Source organism: Phaeovibrio sulfidiphilus, assembly GCF_014861485.1.
Classification (GTDB): Bacteria; Pseudomonadota; Alphaproteobacteria; order Rhodospirillales; family Rhodospirillaceae; genus Phaeovibrio; species Phaeovibrio sulfidiphilus.
The window spans coordinates 67,113-84,369 of the sequence record NZ_JACZHT010000003.1; the positions used below are offsets into that span (position 1 = coordinate 67,113).

The 17,257-nt window shown below is 68.1% G+C and carries 12 protein-coding genes; 9 read left to right on the forward strand and 3 right to left on the reverse strand.

The features are described from left to right. The first annotated feature begins 198 nt into the window (after positions 1-198). Entirely contained in the window at positions 199-930 is a 732-nt protein-coding gene (locus IHV25_RS05150) for a phosphorylase family protein (protein WP_192534042.1), read from the forward strand. 258 nt (positions 931-1,188) lie between these two features. On the opposite strand, the gene IHV25_RS05155 is transcribed toward IHV25_RS05150, so the two are convergent. Both IHV25_RS05155 and dcd read right to left on the reverse strand, forming a co-directional pair. Further along, a complete protein-coding gene (locus tag IHV25_RS05155; protein ID WP_242018820.1) occupies positions 1,189-1,752 on the reverse strand; it encodes a gamma carbonic anhydrase family protein in 564 nt (187 codons plus the stop codon). A gap of 106 nt (positions 1,753-1,858) precedes the next feature. Then, positions 1,859-2,482: a dCTP deaminase gene (dcd, locus tag IHV25_RS05160; RefSeq protein WP_192534043.1), complete on the reverse strand. Its 624-nt coding sequence runs from the start codon at positions 2,480-2,482 to the stop codon at positions 1,859-1,861. A 258-nt stretch (positions 2,483-2,740) separates the two neighbouring features. Between dcd and IHV25_RS05165 the strand changes: the two genes are divergently transcribed. Together IHV25_RS05165 and IHV25_RS10435 are read left to right on the forward strand one after the other, a co-directional pair. Next, a complete protein-coding gene (locus IHV25_RS05165; protein WP_192534044.1) occupies positions 2,741-3,244 on the forward strand; it encodes a chemotaxis protein CheW in 504 nt (167 codons plus the stop codon). A gap of 208 nt (positions 3,245-3,452) precedes the next feature. Continuing rightward, positions 3,453-3,854, forward strand: coding sequence for a thermonuclease family protein (locus tag IHV25_RS10435; protein WP_192534045.1), 402 nt, complete (start codon positions 3,453-3,455; stop codon positions 3,852-3,854). Between the two features lie 270 nt (positions 3,855-4,124). Here the strand turns inward: IHV25_RS10435 and IHV25_RS05175 are convergent, their stop codons facing one another. After that, positions 4,125-7,343 (reverse strand): autotransporter outer membrane beta-barrel domain-containing protein, encoded by a 3,219-nt coding sequence (locus IHV25_RS05175; RefSeq protein WP_192534046.1) that lies wholly within the window; start codon positions 7,341-7,343, stop codon positions 4,125-4,127. 2,317 nt (positions 7,344-9,660) lie between these two features. On the opposite strand from IHV25_RS05175, the gene rplM reads away from it, so the two are divergent. The 6 genes from rplM (at position 9,661) to meaB (ending at position 16,945) form a co-directional block, all read left to right on the forward strand. Next, the gene (rplM, locus tag IHV25_RS05180) at positions 9,661-10,125 is read left to right on the forward strand and encodes a 50S ribosomal protein L13 (protein ID WP_192534047.1); all 465 of its coding nucleotides are present in this window, start codon (positions 9,661-9,663) and stop codon (positions 10,123-10,125) included. Between the two features lie 3 nt (positions 10,126-10,128). Next, complete coding sequence (gene rpsI / locus IHV25_RS05185) at positions 10,129-10,611, forward strand: 30S ribosomal protein S9 (protein ID WP_192534048.1); 483 nt, start codon at positions 10,129-10,131, stop codon at positions 10,609-10,611. Between the two features lie 460 nt (positions 10,612-11,071). Beyond that, the gene (locus IHV25_RS05190) at positions 11,072-13,198 is read left to right on the forward strand and encodes a methylmalonyl-CoA mutase family protein (protein ID WP_192534049.1); all 2,127 of its coding nucleotides are present in this window, start codon (positions 11,072-11,074) and stop codon (positions 13,196-13,198) included. Next, positions 13,198-15,399, forward strand: a complete 2,202-nt coding sequence (gene scpA / locus IHV25_RS05195) for a methylmalonyl-CoA mutase (RefSeq protein WP_192534050.1) — start codon at positions 13,198-13,200, stop codon at positions 15,397-15,399. The genes IHV25_RS05190 and scpA overlap by 1 nt, the downstream gene beginning before the upstream one ends. A gap of 209 nt (positions 15,400-15,608) precedes the next feature. Next, positions 15,609-15,953 (forward strand): YbjQ family protein, encoded by a 345-nt coding sequence (locus IHV25_RS05200; RefSeq protein WP_192534051.1) that lies wholly within the window; start codon positions 15,609-15,611, stop codon positions 15,951-15,953. Further along, on the forward strand, positions 15,950-16,945 hold the full coding sequence (gene meaB, locus IHV25_RS05205; RefSeq protein ID WP_192534052.1) for a methylmalonyl Co-A mutase-associated GTPase MeaB: 996 nt from the start codon (positions 15,950-15,952) through the stop codon (positions 16,943-16,945). The genes IHV25_RS05200 and meaB overlap by 4 nt, the downstream gene beginning before the upstream one ends. Positions 16,946-17,257: the final 312 nt, after the last annotated feature.

Sequence of the window (17,257 nt, forward strand, 5' to 3'; positions counted from 1 at the left end):
CTCCCCGCTTTTTTTTCGGTCCGCAACACGGATGCGTCCCGCCGGACCGCGCCTGTGTTTCCCGCCCGACAGGACGCGCGTCCGTGCCCCCCTGGCGTGCAGCACCCCGCGTTCACCCGCCCAATCACGCTGCGTTTGCGGGCCTTCTGTGGGTGCCCCGGGCCTTCACCCCCGCTCCCGCAATGGGCGAGGGTGATTATGTCCTCGCTTTTTTTCCGCGACTGGCGCAGACTTCCTGTCCAGTCCGGCGTTCGTCCGGCGTATCCCACAGGTGAGGTCATGATTCCCGGATTTGTTTGTGGTCTGGAAAGAGAGGCAGCGCTGCTGCCCGCCGGCTCCAGGGTTCTGTGTCTTGGCCCGGGCCCCCGGAAAGCCAAAAAAGCCGCCCACAGGCTGCTGGTCAAGGGCTGCGACGCCCTGGTGAGTTTCGGAACGGCGGCCGGTCTGGCTCCGGGTCTTGCGCCCGGAACCCTGCTGCTGCCCGAGCGCATTGTCTGGCAGGGCGGCGAGGCGGAAACGGATCCCCGGCTGCTGGAGAGCCTGCTCCCCCCCGAGTTGAGAGAGCGCGCCGAGCGCGGCATCCTCTACGGCGTGGACGAGCCCCTTTTCGGGCCGTCGGACAAGAATTCCCTCTTCGAGTCCAGCCGGGCGGTGGCCGCCGACATGGAAAGCCACGCCATTGCGGTGGAGGCCCAGGCCTGCGCCGTCCCCTTCTGTGTGATCCGGGCCGTTGCGGACCCGGCCGGGCGCTCGGTCCCCCCCTGGATCATGGGCGGCGTGGACAAGCACGGACGAACCCGGGTCATGCCCCTGCTGAAGGCTCTGGCCGTATCCCCGCCCCGCGTGGCGCCGGTCATCCGCCTGGCACGCGATGCCTTCGCGGCGGAAAAGACCCTGCGCACGGCGCTTGCCGGCTCCAGACAGGGCTGACGACCGCACACCGGAACCTCAGCACACCCGATGGACAGAACGCCGCCCCTGTACGGTCGCCCACCGTGCGGGGCGAGGCCTGTCCGGCCCGCTCCGGGAACGGCGAAGCCGGGCAGTGGCGCCCCCGGGGAGGCTCGCAGCATCGTGTGATGAAGGGGTTCGGCGACCGGTGCGAGACCGGAAACCGCCGCCAGGACCAGACCCGGCGCCCCCTGCAAGGGCGCACAGGCCCGCCGGTGTCAGGAAATAGCCCGGGCCTCAGCCCCGGGCGGCCGCGTCCAGGTAGTTGGCGGCCAGCGCCGCATAGTTGCGCGCGGAGTCCAGGAAACCGTCCATTTCCGCCGGGCGCAGGGGCCTCTTCTCGGAGGCGGGACATCCGGCCCACAGCGTCCCCGCGGTGATGCGCTTGCCCGGCGAGGCAAGGGCTCCGGCGGCCAGCATGGCCTTTTCCTCGACCACGACCTGATCCAGCACCACGGCGCCCATGCCCACGAAGCTGGCGTTCTCCAGCGTGCAGGCATGAAGAACCGCCCGGTGCCCGATGGTCACATCGTCCCCGATGGTTGTTCCCCAACCGCCGGCGGTCACGTGCACCACGGTTCCGTCCTGGATGTTGGAGCGCGCACCGACGCGGATCACGTTCACGTCGCCGCGCAGGACGCAGCCGAACCAGACGCTCGATCCGGGACCAATCTCCACGTCGCCCGCCACCACGGCCCCGGGGGCAATAAAGACACCCTCGGCAATCTTCGGCCAGATGCCGTTGAAGGGCAGGATATGCGCCCCCGGGAACCGGCGGGCCATCTCGTTCGCTGTCGTCATGATTTCCTCCGGAAAGACGGAACCCGGGCAGCCGCCCGCCTCGGGAACAGCGCCCCGGGCTGGCCACACCCTCCGTGTGCGAGGGGACGGGATCGTCCCCCGGGGATCAGGCGGCGCCTGTGTCCGTATCGGAGCCGCACCCGTCCTGCCGGTCGCGGGTGATGCGCGAGGGGATGGGAGAGTGCTGGTCCTTGTACTTGGACGAGGGCGCGCTGGAATAGGGCTTGGAGGTCGGCGTCTTCACGACCTCGAAGGACAGGGCGCAGATCCGCATGCCGGGCCTCAGCATCAGGGGAAGCGGGCCGCAGTTGAAGAACTCGAGGGTGATCCGACCGTTCCAGCCCGGATCGATGGTGTGGGCGGTGGCATGAACCATCAGCCCCACCCGTGCCAGGGACGAGCGGCCGTCCAGGCGCCCGGCAAGGCCCGCGGACAGGCGCACCCTCTGGCGCGTGATCCCGAGCGCGAACCCTCCCGGGTTCAGGACGAAGGCCTCCCCCTCGGGAACCACCAGATCATCCATGATCCGGTCGAAGTCAATGGCCGGCCCACCCGTTCCCGGCGGGGCCAGGTCAATGGCTCCGGTGAAGGTGGAGCGGAACACGCGAAAATGGTCACCCAGCGCAAGATCCACAGATACCGCGCCGATTCCCTCCGGGGGAACCGGGGGATCGATCTCGATCTGCCCGCTTTCCAGCGCCTCGAGGATATCCGTATCCGAATACTTCATAGCGTGATCTTTCCATCGCCTTGTCGTTGTACCGGAACGGCTTACCACAAACCCGGGCTCTCCGGAAGCCGATTCGGCCCGCCCCGCGGGTTCGGCCTGCCGTGGGGCCGCGACACCCGGACAGGTTTACCTGAAATTCATTGAAAGAAAAGGTCAAATTTGTTAAGAAAAAAGGCATTATGATACGAACTCTGACTTGCCGGGACTCTGAGAGACACGGTGGAACCGACCGTCGGGAACACAAGCAGGAACACGTCCATGAATGAACTCACCAGCGTCAAGGACCAGAGCCGCGCCCTGGCCCCGAGCAGCCAGAACACAGCCCTGATGAAACCCGACGACCAGGTGTTCGTCACCTTCTACGTCCGCAACCAGCTGTTCGGCATCCCGGTGGAGCGTGTCCAGGACATCCTCTCGCCGGAGAAAATCGCCAACATCCCCCTGTCGCCCCCCGAGGTCGCCGGGACGATCAACCTCCGGGGCCGGATTGTCACGGTCATCGATGTGGCCGCGCGCCTGGGCCTGCCCCCCAAGGAGGACCGGGAGAACGCCATGTGCGTCACCATCGAGAAGGGGAACGAGCTCTATTCCATGATGGCGGACACGGTCGGGAACGTCCTGACCCTGCCCCAGTCGGACATCGAGCCCAACCCCACCACCATGCTGGCCAACTGGCGCTCGGTGTCCGTGGGGGTCGTCCGTCTCCAGGGCGAGCTGATGCTCATTCTCGATGTGGACGCGCTCCTGAGCTTCGGCTGCTGAGGGCGCGCCTTCCTTTCCGGCCCGGGCCCCGGGCCCGGGCCTTTCGCACCTTCCGATCACTCCGTTCTGGGGACACGCTGTGGAAAAGCTTCTTCCGGTCTGCTCTGCTGTTTTCCTTGCTGCTGTCGCGGGCTCCGCTCCGGGAACCGCAGAAGCCGCCAGTGGCCCAATCACGGGAAAGGCCTGCATATCGGATGGCAGCCACATCGTGGTGAACGGACGCAGGGCCTACGGGAAGTGCACCGGCGGAGTGCCGGTGGTCCTGGGGAGCGTGTTCGTGCCCCCGCTGTCCGAGACCTGCGGGGACAAGCACGGCTGCGGTACCTGGGCGGCGTTCTTCCTGACCGAGATCATCAAGGGCCGGGAGCTGTCCTGCGAGGGCAACTCCCAGGACGCGGAGGGCAACACCATCGCCGTCTGTCAGGTGGAAAACCAGGAGATCAACCGGCTCATGGTGGAAATGGGCTGGGCGCTGCCCATAACGGCGGACAGCCCCTACATGGACGCCATGCGCGAGGCCCGCGAGAAAGGCCGCGGGCTGTGGAATGAGCGCTTCATCCCCGTGGAAAGCTGGCACGGCCTGATCCCGGGCGCGGCCGAGGACAACTGACCCCAACGCACCCGGGCCCGCCAGCGCTCACGCCCGGGGCCACCCGTCACCCCTGGAACGGCCCGTAACACCTGATCCCGGGCGCGGCCGAGGCAGCTGACCCCAACGCACCCGGACCCGCCAGCGCTCATGCCCGGGGCCGCCCGTCACCCCTGGAACGGCTGGAGGCCGGGACGTCGGGAGCCCGGGCCTCCGGAGCGCAGGATTCGGCCCCCTCCCCGCCCGCATGTCCCGGCAGGGGCGCAAGCACAGAGCCACAACGCCGCGACCCTAGAACGCCACGTTGGCCGACACCCGCCCGCCAATGCTCTCGCGCTCCCCAACGGAACCGAAAAGCCGGGCATCCAGGGTCAGGCCACTCTCCAGATGCCAGTTCACACCTCCCTCGAACAGGGCGGTGGTCCCCTTGAGATCCGCGGGGGGAAGGGGCACCCCCTGGCCATTGGCCCGGACGACAGAGCCGGTGACCTCGCCGTCCGTCTCCTGTTCCAGAACCACCCCGACAAACCCGCGCACCTGGGAGGCCAGCACCTGGGTGTAGCGGAGTCCGGCCTGAAGCCGCAGGGAATCCGAGGCGTCGATCCGCACCCTCTGGCCGCTTCCCACGTCCCCGCTGCCAGAGCCGATCCGGGTCCACAGCAGGCGCGCCGAAAGATCCAGGGAGCCGATGTCCTCGTAAACCGGGATCTCATAGCCCGCCGCCACGTGGGCCCCGAACCAGGCGCTCCTGAGGGTCACGTCCCTCCCCCCGGCCACACCGTGGTTGTGGTACTCGTTCTCCACCCGCCCCGCCCTGAGGGAGGCCTCCAGATACAGCCGGTTCAGGAAATCCTGCCGGGCCAGAAGGCCGCCACCCATGGCCATGACCTTGCCCCCGCCGGAGGCCGCAAAGCCGGCGAAGGTGTGCTCGATGTCGTAACTGCCGCGCCCGCCCTCCAGAACCGCCAGGACCGCCAGCGGACCGGCATCGTGGTTCCAGCGCACGCCCGCGCCGCCCGCAAAGGAAAAGCCGGTCGTGCGCACCTCGGAGGCCGGCTCCAGCGTCTCCCGGTATCCCCGGAGCGTGGCAAACCCAACCCCCTCGTACTCCCCGTTCCACCAGACCTCGGTGCCCGGCAGGGGAACCACCGTTCCCCCCGCCTCGGCAAGAGCATCGGCCGCGCTGCGCAGCACCGAGCCGGTGGCAAACGCGCCCAGGATGTAGCCATGACCGCCGCTGGTGTCCGGCGCCCCTCCCCCGGGGCCGAACCGGGCCAGCAGCGACCTGCTGTCGGCGGTCTTGAGAACCTCGAGCCCGCTGTACTGCACAAGCCCGTCCCGCAGGACCGCCTTTGCAATCTCACCGTCCAGGAGCCCCCCGCCGTCCAGGGACAGGAGGGTCAGCCCGTCCCCGTCGAACGCCGCGCTCCCGGCGGCGGTGGCATCCAGGTACACCTGGGCGCCGGCCAGGCTCACCGCGCCCGGCGAGGAGATGGCGAGCATGGGAACTGCAAGGTCAACCGGCGCGTCGATCAGGAAGGTCAGGGCCTTCCCGGCCAGGTCGATTTTCGAGCCCGGACCCACCTTCAGCCGGTTTCCGAACCCCGAGACGCTCACGCCCCGGGCGCCGGACAGGTCCAGGCGCGCGGTCCGGTCGTCCGACACTGCCGAGTAGTCAAGGGCAACCCCCTTCTCGAGGGTCATGACCCCCTGCACCACCTCGGTATAGCGCCCGTAGACCGGATCAAACCGCCGGTCGGACGCGTAGGTGATGTCCCCGACCTCCAGGCGGCTCACATAGGCCACCAGGCGGTTGTGGGCAAACACCGAGGACAGGACATACTCGCCCGAATCCGTCCCGTCCCCGGCCGGCGCCACAAGGGGCTCGGAGCCAAAGCCCAGGGGATTGCCCCCTGTGGCGCCCGGAAGGCCGTCCATCACGTTGATGAAACTGCCACCCCGGTTCGCGCCGGTGGCAAGGGCCCGGCGGGAGGCCTCCGACGTCACAAAGGACGCGGCCGTCACCCCCGAGAACCCCGCGCTTCCCGAGGCCCGGAACAGGACGTCCGACCCCGTGGCGGCCTTGGGGGCAACCGTGAGGTCGAGAGCGAAAAACCCCGTTTCCGCCTGGATCGGGTGGGAGAAATCAAAGCGACCGCCGCCGTCCCCCAAATGGAAGCCCGAGATCAGAAACGGTGCGGTGGAGCTGTCGTCCCGGCTGAGACGAACCGAATGCCCGCCCGCCAGCGCCACCCCGGCGATGCGCGTCTCCCCCTTTGCCACGCCCCTGAGCGTCACCGAGGCATCCTGTCCGGTGGCATCCAGCCGGGTAATGGAGGTCATCAGTGTTGCCCCGGGGGCCGGCGACGCGTCCAGAAGCACCGCGCCTCTCAGGTCTGCAGCGAACGTAACCGCCAGATCCTTGCCGGGAGCGCTCCGGAACTCGGCCCGGGCCCCGTCTTCCAGGGTCACATCCCCCCGGAAACGGACCTCCCGCAGGCCACCGGAGAAATCCGAGCCGCCGTCGGACGTATTGTCACCCGTTCCCCCGGCGATCCAGACCCGGTCTTTCCCCAAGGTTTTTGGCCGCTCGTAGGTGTCGGTGTATTTTCCGTCATAGGCGGCATCCCGCTGCAAGACGAGGTTTCCCCCCGTCACCACGAACGTATAGCGCTCCCCGGCGACCTCGAACCCCAGCCCCGCGGGAAGGGTTCCCTCATAGCCCTCAATGACACGGTAACCGGCGCCCACGGATCCGGTGGCCTTTACGGAACCCGCCAGGAACTGCCTCTCTTGCGGCGTTGCAACATCAATCCGGGCAAAATGCCCCGTCAGACTTCCGCTCTGCGGGCTGTTCATCACCAACATGGGCTTCAGGGTCGCCTCATCAGGCACAAGGGTCAGGGTTGCGCGCGGGCTCGGAGCAATGGCCAGGGGCACGTCCCCCACGCACAGGGAACCGGCTCCCACAAGAGTGAGTCCGGTCAGCGAGACACTCTCGAGCGCCTGATGGGCGCGCCCCAGGACAATGGTCGATTCTTTCTCCAGGATCAGATGGCCCATCGTGGCGCTCCCTGCCCCAAGAGAGACATCATCGGGCCCTCTCAATTCCAGGGTCGTTTTTGGGGCGACCCAGGTATCCCCGAGGGATACGGTGTTTTTCTTCGCAACGACCACCCGACCGTCCCCCTCCACCCGGGTTCCGTCCCGGACGGTCATCCCGCTGCCCTCGCCCCGGGACTGCAGTGCCACCTCCGCGCCCTTCACCCCGCCAAAACGAAGCGTCCGATTGACCTCGACAACACCCGTACCGTCACCGGTGGTCAGATACCTCCGGTCAACCACAAGATCCTTTTCATAGGTCTTGGTCATCACCATTCCCGCGCGGGCGTCCACCATGTACTCGGTCCCGACCTCCGCAGGCGCAGCAGCACCGGTTTTGCCGGCCCCTGACGCCCGGAACGCCAGGCTCTGCCCTGAGGGGCGGGCCTCCACTGCGGCAGACTGCACGGGCTCGACTGCCCCCGGCGCCACGTCCCCCCGGGACGGAGCCGCTTCCCCCCGGGACGGAGCCGTTTCCTCCCGGAGCGGATCCGGGGCGTCTGCGCCCGGCGCCGGCGAGGCAGGCCCGGCGCGCTCCACGCCGAAGGGCTCTGCGCCCGAGGTGTGTGCGCTCGCGGCGTCTGAAGCCGGGGCGTCTGCCCCCGCCCCCGCGGTACCGTCCCCGGCCACGGCGGCAAGCTCCCGCCCGTCCCGGGGTTCCGGGGCGGCCTCCGAGCCGGCATCGGCCCCGGGATCACGGCTCGGGGTGCGATCAAGCGGGAGAGCGGGATCCGACCCCGTTCCGGGACGAAGCGACGAGCGGACACCCGGCACGATCGCCACATCCGTGGGAAAGGACGGAACCGGTTCCGGTGGGGGACTCTCCTCATCCGGTGTGCGGAGCACCCCGGTGCCGGCCAGGGTCGGGGGCAGGCTGGCGTCGGGATAGAAGATGGTCTCCCGCTTCTCCGCGCCAGAGGCGAGAGAGGCCGCAGCCTCAGGCTCCCCCGGATCCGGGTCCGGGCGGGAACCCGCACCGCCGGAGTTCACTGCCCCGGTATCGCCCGCATGGAAACCGGCCGGCGGCGCACCGGCCTCCTGCACACGGGCCTCCCGCACGGCGGAGGGGCGGCGGGCGTCCTGCGCGCCGTCCTCCGGCACAGCAGCGCGGACGGCGTCTCCCTCGCCGGGCGTCCCTCGCACCCCTGCCCCGGATCCAACCCCGAGGCCACCCCCGGACCGGGCCGAAAGGGGCGGAGCCGGACGGAAGGTCATCCCGCCAAAAACCGCAGCGTCCCCCGGGACCGCCGGACGCGGCTCCCCCGCACGGGCTGCAGAGCCGGGCTCCGCCGGATCAAGCGGACGCGGCTCCCGGGCGCGGGCGGGAACACCGGGCTCCCGGGCCCCGGAAAAAGGCGCTGCCGCCGAGCGGGGCGCGGGCTCGGGCGCGCGGCCCCCGGACGGCGGGACCACATCCGAACGGGCCACAGGCCCGCGGTCACGAACCACGATGGACGGGACGGCAGCCGAACGGACCCCAGAAACAGGTTCGCCGGGCGTGGCATCCACCCCGGATGACCCCGCCTCCCGTGCGCCCTCCGCGCCCGGCGAAACCGCATCCTGCCCGGTCTGCCGTGGCGCCCCCGTTCGGTCCGAGCGGATGCGAAACGACAGACCCTGCCCCAGCGCGCCGGGACGAACCTCCACCCCCTTCCCCTCGGATGCCCCGCGTTCAGACACCGGGGCACCCCCCGGGCTGGCGGCGGAAGCAGGGCCGGACACAGCCGGAACCATGGCAGGAACCGCGGTCCCGTCACCGGGAACGGCTCCGGCCGCCGCACCGGCGACCCCCGCAGACAGCGCCAGTGCCAGTGCGGACAGAAGACCGGTGGACGATCTGCAGACAGCACGACCCATAACACGGCCCTTCCCTGAAACTCGCAGACCCCGGCGAGCCCGGGGTCACACAGAAACAACCATTGCGTTATATAGAGTTAATCCAAAATCCGGGGTGCCGTAAAGGAACATATTAAAATGACTACAATGACACGAGAAAACGTAAAAATATTCGCGACTTGTCCCGCGTGAGTTGTCTTCCGGATGATTTGGGATCGGAAAAAACACACCTGCCCACAACCTTCGCTTGATCATCTCTACTCAGGCGTTTTTTGCAGGACAGGCCGCATCCCATGATCCGGGAGACTCCGCATTGGCCGGATGCGGAACGCCCCGACTCGATCACCCGGACCGGGCGCCAGGCCACCGCGGGGGCAAAAAATGCTGCGCCGGAGCCCCAACACGACCGCCCCTCCCCACTTGGAGCCTCTCCCCACCTGGAGCCTCTCCCCCGCACCGCCTGCGCGCCCCCCGGAGCCCCCCTCCCGGCCGCACCCAACGCGTCCGCAACGCACGCAAGGGCGCCGGACCGCGGGCGACCCCGCCCCCCCCAAACCGGCTCCGAACCCTTTGACAGGCCACCCGAAGCGCCCGGTTTCGGGAACCGGGCCCGGAAAGCAGAGAGAGCCTCCAGCCGGGTCGCCAAATCGCTCCCGGTTCCGCTGCAAAGACGAAGGCACGAACGCGGACGGCCCCGGATCCCGGGTTTTCCCTTGTCCCCGCAGCCGTTACCGTATGGTATAATAATACCATACTTATAACATGTTGATTTTAAATGATATTTATCGTTTGACTTTCAGCGTCCGTCTGGCATAGTTCCGCCGTCTTAATCAAGAGGCCTTCGCCGTGTCGCGGCGGACGCCTCCCGCTCCCAGGGAACGCAGCCAATATGAAAACCTACTCCGCAAAGCCGAGCGAGGTGGAGAGAAAGTGGTACGTGATCGACGCGGACGGCGTCGTTCTGGGTCGTCTTGCCGTGATCATCGCAGACATTCTGCGTGGCAAGAACAAGCCCATGTACACGCCTCACATCGACACCGGTGACCACGTCATCGTGATCAACGCCGAAAAAGTGCACCTGACCGGCAAGAAGGCCAGCGACGAGCGCTTCTTCTGGCACACCGGCTACCCGGGCGGCATCAAGAGCCGCACCCTCGGCCAGATCCGCGACGGGGCCCACCCGAACCGCCTGATCGAGAAGGCCGTGCAGCGCATGATTCCGAAGGGACCGCTTGGCCGGGCCCAGTTTGGCAAGCTGCGCGTCTACGCCGGGACCGAACACCCCCATGAGGCCCAGAAGCCGGAAGTTCTGGACGTGGCCGCCCTGAATCCGAAAAACAAAAGGAGCGCCTGATAGATGTCCGAAGAAATCAAATCCTTCGAGGACCTCAAGCAGGTCGCTCCGGTGTCCGCCCAGGAGGCGCCCGTGAAGCGCGAGCCGAAGCGTGACGCCCAGGGCCGCTCCTACGCCACCGGCCGACGCAAGGACGCCATCGCCCGCGTGTGGGTCAAGCCCGGCACGGGTCGCATCATCATCAACGACCGGGAAGTGAACGTCTACTTCCCCCGTCCGGTGCTGCGCATGCTGATCAACCAGCCGTTTGTGGTCACCAACACCGCCGGCCAGTTCGACGTGATGTGCACCGTGAAGGGCGGCGGTCTCTCCGGCCAGGCCGGTGCGCTGCGCCACGGCATCTCGCGCGCCCTGTGCAACTACGACCCGGACATGCGCGCGGCGCTGAAGTCGGAAGGCTTCCTCACCCGTGACCCCCGTTCGGTCGAGCGCAAGAAGTACGGCAAGGCCAAGGCCCGCCGCTCCTTCCAGTTCTCGAAGCGCTGATCCGGCGTTTTCGCGAACCCGCGAGGATACCCTGTTGCGAAGCACCCGCCCCACCGGCGGGTGCTTTTTTTGTGCGCCGGTTTCACGCGCCTGAAGCACCCCGACACCGAAGCCCCACAACACCGGGCCCCCCCCAACCGGCGCTCCCTGCCCGACGCGCCGCAGCCCCCCCCCCCACCGAAGCCGGACGCACAGGGCGGATCCCCGCACCGGGCCCGCCCCCCCACACCGGTCCACCGGAGCACCGAAGGCCGGACGGTTTGACCGGCTGCCCGAAGCGGGACCACAAAGGCCCGACTCCTGCGCCCCGGGGCGGGGCACACGCGTGGGAAACCCACGGCAGCGGCCTGCTTCCGGGGATTGAACGGGCCTCGGGCTCTCGGCTATAATCCGCCCTTCTGTCGAGCGTTCATTTTTACTCTCTGGACGTTTTTCTTGCCCTCAAACTTCCGGGTATCCCATGACACAGGACAACCTTCCCCTTGGTGCCGAGTTCCCCACACCGGACCTTGAAGACTGGAAGACCCTTGTCGAGAAGTCGCTGAACGGCGCACCTTTTGACAAGAAAATGCTCACCAAAACCTTTGAGGGGTTTTCGCTCCACCCGCTTTACACACGGGCCGACGAGGCCGCCCTTCCCGTCTCCGAGGGTCTTCCCGGGTTTGCCCCCTTCCTGCGCGGTGCCAGCGCCGAGGGCGCCAGCGTCGGCGGCTGGGAAATCTGTCAGGAAATCAATCACCCCGACCCGAAGGAAGCCGCCCGGCAGGCCCTCAGCGAGCTGGAGGGAGGGGCCACCGCCCTGCTGCTGAGCCTGGACTGGATCACCCAGTCCGGCCTGAACCAGGCCTGCTTCGGCGAGGGAACCGGCCTGGCCTTTGACGGCGTGTTTGTCCAGACGCTCGCAGACCTGAGAACGGCCCTGGAGGGCGTTCACCTGGACGCCGCGCCGGTCTACCTGAACGCCGGGCACTCCTTCGAGGCGGCGGGTCTGGCCCTCACCGCCCTGTGGGAGGAAAAGGGCATCGCTCCCGAGCAGGCCCGGGGCGGCCTCAACGCCGATCCCATTGCGGACTACGCCTACGGCGGGACCGTGATCGTGACCCCGGAGCGGGCTCTGGCGCGTCTGGGGCAGTTGGCCGCCCATATGGCCGCGCGCTGGCCCAACGCCACCACGGCCCAGGTGGACGGCGCCGTCTACCACAGTGCGGGATCCTCCGAATCCCAGATGATGGGCGCCATGCTGTCCACCGGCGTGGCCTACCTGCGCGCCATGGAGGCCGCCGGACTGGATGCGACCCGGGCCGCCCGCCAGATCACCTTCAGCATCCCCATGGATGCGGACCAGTTCCTGGGCATTGCCAAGCTGCGCACCTTCCGGCGGCTCTGGGGCCGGGTTCTCGAGGCCTGCGGCGTTCCGGAAAACGAGCGCGTCATCCGGATCGCGGCCAAGACGGCCCAGCGCATGCTGACCGAGCGTGACCCCTGGGTGAACATGCTGCGCACCACGGTCTCGACGTTTGCCTCGGTTGTGGGCGGCGCGGACAGCATCACCATCACGCCGTTTGACGCGGCGGCGGGCCTGTCGACGGAGTTCGCACGACGCATCGCCCGCAACGTCCAGATCCTGCTGAAGGACGAGAGCAACCTGGGCCGGGTCATCGATCCGGCGGGCGGCTCCTGGGCGGTGGAAAGCCTGTCGGAACAGCTGGCCCAAACCTCGTGGGATGCGTTCCAGAGCATCGAGCGCGAGGGCGGGATCGTCCGGGCTCTGGAGGGCGACGCCTTCCTGTCGTCGATCCGCAAGACCTGCTCCGAGCGCCAGAGCGCCATTGCCTCGCGCCGTATCCCGGTCACCGGGGTGAGCGAATTCCCGAACCTGCGGGAGGCAAAGGTCGAGACGCTCCAGCCCGACTGGGACACCCTCGAGGAGGAGGCGCTCGGTCGCATGAGCGCGGCCGCCCGGACCACCCGGGAGCTTCTGGACGCCCTGGACGGAAAGACCAGCCCGACGGACGACGTGCTGAAGGCCGTCCGCGCGGGGGCACCGTTCCTGCCGGTGACCAACCGGCTGACCGACAGCAACCAGGAGGACATCCGCGACGGCCTGGATGTGGTGCGCCTGGCCGAGGGCTTCGAGGCCCTGCGTGACAACGCGGACGCCTGGAAGGACGAGCACGGCAGCTATCCGTCCATCTTCCTTGTGACCCTTGGCCCGGTGGCCGAGCACACGGCCCGCGCAACCTTTGCCCAGAACCTCTTCGAGGCCGGCGGCATCGAGGCCCTTCCGGGGGGTGTGCTGGAAACCGCCGACGACGCCGTCGCCGCCTGGAAAAAGACCGGCGCGCGAGCGGCCGTCCTGTGCGGCTCGGACGAGCGCTACGAGGCTCTTGCAGCCGACGTGGCACGGGCCCTGAAGCAGGCCGGCCTGCCGCGCCTGTACCTGGCCGGAAAACCGGACACCGCTCTCCAGGACGCCGGAGTGGACGCCTTTGTCCACATGGGCTGCCCGGTTTTTGATGTCCTCGAGGAACTCCAGATGTGTCTCGGGGTCTACCCCGCCGACGACCAGGACGAAGGAGAAGAGTAATGTCCCGTATCCCTGATTTCTCCAGCGTCGATCTGGGCCGGACCCGGGCGTCCGCCTCCGAGGCCGACTGGGACGGCCGGTTCGTCAGCCGGACCGGAAGCCATGCTGAGTCCTATCTCTGGACCACGCCGGAAGGCATTCCCGTCAAGCCCCTCTACACCGAGGCAGACCGCGCGGGCATCGACTTTCTCGACACCCTGCCCGGCATCCCCCCCTATGTGCGGGGCCCCTACCCCTCGATGTATGTGACCAAGCCCTGGACCGTGCGCCAGTACGCGGGCTTCTCCACCGCAACCGAGTCCAACGCCTTCTACCGACGCAACCTGGCTGCGGGCCAGAAGGGCCTGTCGGTGGCCTTCGACCTGGCCACCCACCGGGGCTATGACTCGGACCACCCCCGGGTGGCCGGCGACGTGGGCATGGCCGGTGTGGCCATCGACTCCATCATGGACATGCGCACCCTGTTCCGGGGCATTCCCCTCGACAAGATGAGCGTCTCCATGACCATGAACGGGGCCGTGCTTCCGATCATGGCGCTCTACATCCTGGCGGGCGAGGAACAGGGCGTGTCCCCGTCCCAGCTCTCGGGCACCATTCAGAACGACATTCTGAAGGAGTTCATGGTCCGCAACACCTACATCTACCCCCCGGGGCCGTCGATGCGGATCATTTCGGACATCTTCGCCTACACGTCCGAGAACATGCCCCGGTTCAACTCCATCTCCATTTCCGGCTACCACATGCAGGAAGCCGGAGCGACCGCCGACCTGGAGCTGGCCTACACCCTGGCGGACGGCGTCCAGTACGCGAGGGCCGGAATCGAGGCGGGCCTGTCCATTGACAAGTTTGCCCCCCGCCTGTCCTTCTTCTGGGCGATCGGCATGAACTTCTTCATGGAAGTCGCCAAGATGCGGGCCGCCCGCCTGCTGTGGGCCAAGCTGATCAAGCAGTTCGACCCGCAGGATCCGCGCTCCCTGTCGCTGCGGACCCACAGCCAGACCTCGGGCTGGTCCCTCACGGCCCAGGACGTGTTCAACAACGTCGCCCGGACCTGCATCGAGGCCATGGCCGCCACCCAGGGGCACACCCAGTCGCTGCACACCAATGCGCTCGACGAGGCCCTGGCCCTGCCGACGGACTTCTCCGCACGCATCGCCCGCAACACCCAGCTGTTCTTGCAGCAGGAATCCAACACCTGCAAGATCATCGACCCCTGGGGCGGTTCCTACTACGTGGAGAAGCTCACCCAGGATCTGGCCCGTCGCGCCTGGCAGCACATCGAGGAGGTCGAGGCCTCCGGCGGCATGGCCCGCGCCATCGAGACCGGCATTCCCAAGATGCGGATCGAGGAGGCGGCCGCCCGCACCCAGGCCCGTATCGACGCCGGCCGCCAGACCGTGGTGGGTGTGAACCGCTACCAGGTCGAGGACGACGCCCAGATCGAGGTTCTGAAGGTGGAGAACGCCCAGGTCCGGGCCGAGCAGATCGCCCAGCTCGAGACCCTGCGCCGGGATCGCGACCCGGTCGCCCTGGAGCAGGCCCTGCACGCGCTGACGAAGGCCGCCGACACCGGCGAGGGCAACCTGCTGGCCCTGGCGGTGGACGCCGCGCGTGCCTGCGCCACCGTGGGCGAGATCTCCGACGCCCTTGAGAAGGTCTACGGCCGTCACAAGGCGGAAATCCGCGCGATCACCGGCGTCTACAGCAAGGAGGCGGGCAGCATGGAAGGCGAGATCGACCGCGTGAAACGGATGGTGGACGAGTTCGAGAAGAACGACGGCCGCCGCCCCCGGGTGCTCATTGCCAAGATGGGCCAGGACGGGCACGACCGGGGTCAGAAGGTGGTCGCCACGGCCTACGCGGACCTGGGCTTCGATGTGGACATCGGCACCTTGTTCCAGACCCCCGAGGAAACCGCCCGCCAGGCCGTGGAGAACGACGTCCACGTGGTTGGCGCGTCGTCCCTGGCCGCCGGTCACCTGACCCTGGTGCCCCAGCTCCGTCAGGAACTGGACAAGCTGGGCCGCGAGGACATCATGATCGTGGTGGGGGGCGTGATCCCGCCGGGCGACTTCGATGCCCTCTACAAGGCCGGGGCGTCGGCGATCTATCCGCCGGGCTCCAACGTGACCGAGTGCGCCCGCGACCTGGTCACCAAGCTCAACGAGCGTCTGGGCTACGGCCCCGAGCGCGCCGCCTGAGCGGCGTGACACCCAACAGCGGCTCCGGGCCCTCACGGGTTTCGGGGCCGTCGGGCCGGGCCGGGCCTGCCCTCCGCGGCGAACTCCGGTCCCGGTCCCCTTTTTCGGGTCCGGTCCCACACCGGACCCGGCTCACGTAATCTGATCCTTCCGGGGGAGGCCTCACCGCCTCCCTCTTCCTTTCCCTGCAGGCACCTGGAGGATTCCCGATGCTTCTGTCCTCGTCGGACACACTGCCCGGTTATCGTATCGACCGCCATCACGGACTGGTGCAGGGCAGCACCGTGCGCGCCAAGCACATCGGACGCGATCTGATGGCCGGCCTCAAGAAGATCGTTGGCGGAGAGCTGTTCGGCTACACCGAGCTTCTGGTGGAAAGCCGGGAGCAGTGTGTGCAGCGCATGACCGAACAGGCCGAGGCCATGGGTGCCAACGCCATTGTGGCGGTCCGCTTCTCCACGTCCTCGGTGACCGATGACGCGGCCGAGGTTCTGGTCTACGGGACGGCGGTCAGCGTCAGCCCCCTCAAGCCCGGGGAGAGCGCTTTATCATGAGGACACCGGATCTGGACGCCTACGTCGAGGGCGTGCTCTCGGGCAACCGAACCCTTCTGGCCCGGGCCATCACCCTGGTGGAGAGCCGCCGGCCCGACCACCAGCACATGGCCCAGGAGATGCTGACCCGCCTTCTCCCCTATGCGGGCAACGCCCACCGGGTGGGCCTGTCCGGTGTCCCGGGGGTGGGCAAGTCCACCTTCATCGAGGCCATGGGCTGCAAGCTGACCGCCAAGGGGCACAAGGTCGCGGTCCTGGCCATTGACCCGTCGTCCTCGCGAACCGGGGGCTCCATTCTCGGGGACAAGACCCGCATGGAGCGCCTGTCCTCCGACCCCAACGCGTTTATCCGCCCCTCCCCCTCCGGCGGGCGGCTGGGGGGCGTGGCCAGGGCCACCCGGGAATCCATGGTGGTCTGCGAGGCGGCGGGCTTTGACGTCATCCTGGTGGAAACCGTCGGAACCGGCCAGAACGAGACCGTTGTGGCCGACATGGTGGACTTTTTCCTGGTGCTCATGCTGCCGGGCGCCGGCGACGAGCTGCAGGGCATCAAGAAAGGCATCCTGGAGCTTGCGGACATGATCGCCGTCAACAAGGCCGACGGCGAGAACCACACCGCCGCGCAACTGGCCGCGACCCAGTACCGGGCCGCCCTGTCCATCGTTGCGCCCCAGCACCCGGACTGGGAGCCTCCCGTGGTGACCTGTGCCGGTCTGTCCGGCGAGGGACTGGACATCCTGTGGGAGCGGATTTGCGATTACCGCCGCATCATGACCGTAAACGGGGGCCTGGCCGAGCGGCGACGCTCCCAGCTGGTGCACTGGATGTGGTCCATGGTCGAGGACCGGATCAAGGACGCCGTCCACGAGAAGGCTGAGGTCCGCGCCCTCCTGCCGGAGCTGCAGGCGGAGCTGGACAAGGGGCAGACGACGGCCACCCTGGCCGCGACCCGCATTCTGGAAGCCTTCGGCCTGGGTGTCGGTCCCACCTGACGCCCCGGACGGAACGGAGGCACCGACCGAACGGGACGGTGGCTCCGACAGGACGGACCGGAAAGGGCGAACCGCGCGTGACAGAGGCTCCGGCAGGGCGGACTGCACAGGGCCAACCGCGCGTGACAGAGCGGAAGGAACGGGCGGAGCCGAACGCCCGGCCCGCCTTCAGCGTGAACCGAGGGAGCCCAGGCCTGCCCCGCCTTCAGCGTGGGCCGCGAGGGGTCCAAGACCTGCCCCGCCCCAGCCTGCCCCGCAAACGGCCCGGACCGAGCGGAACGCCCGGGCGCACCGGCCGGACCCTTTTTCCGC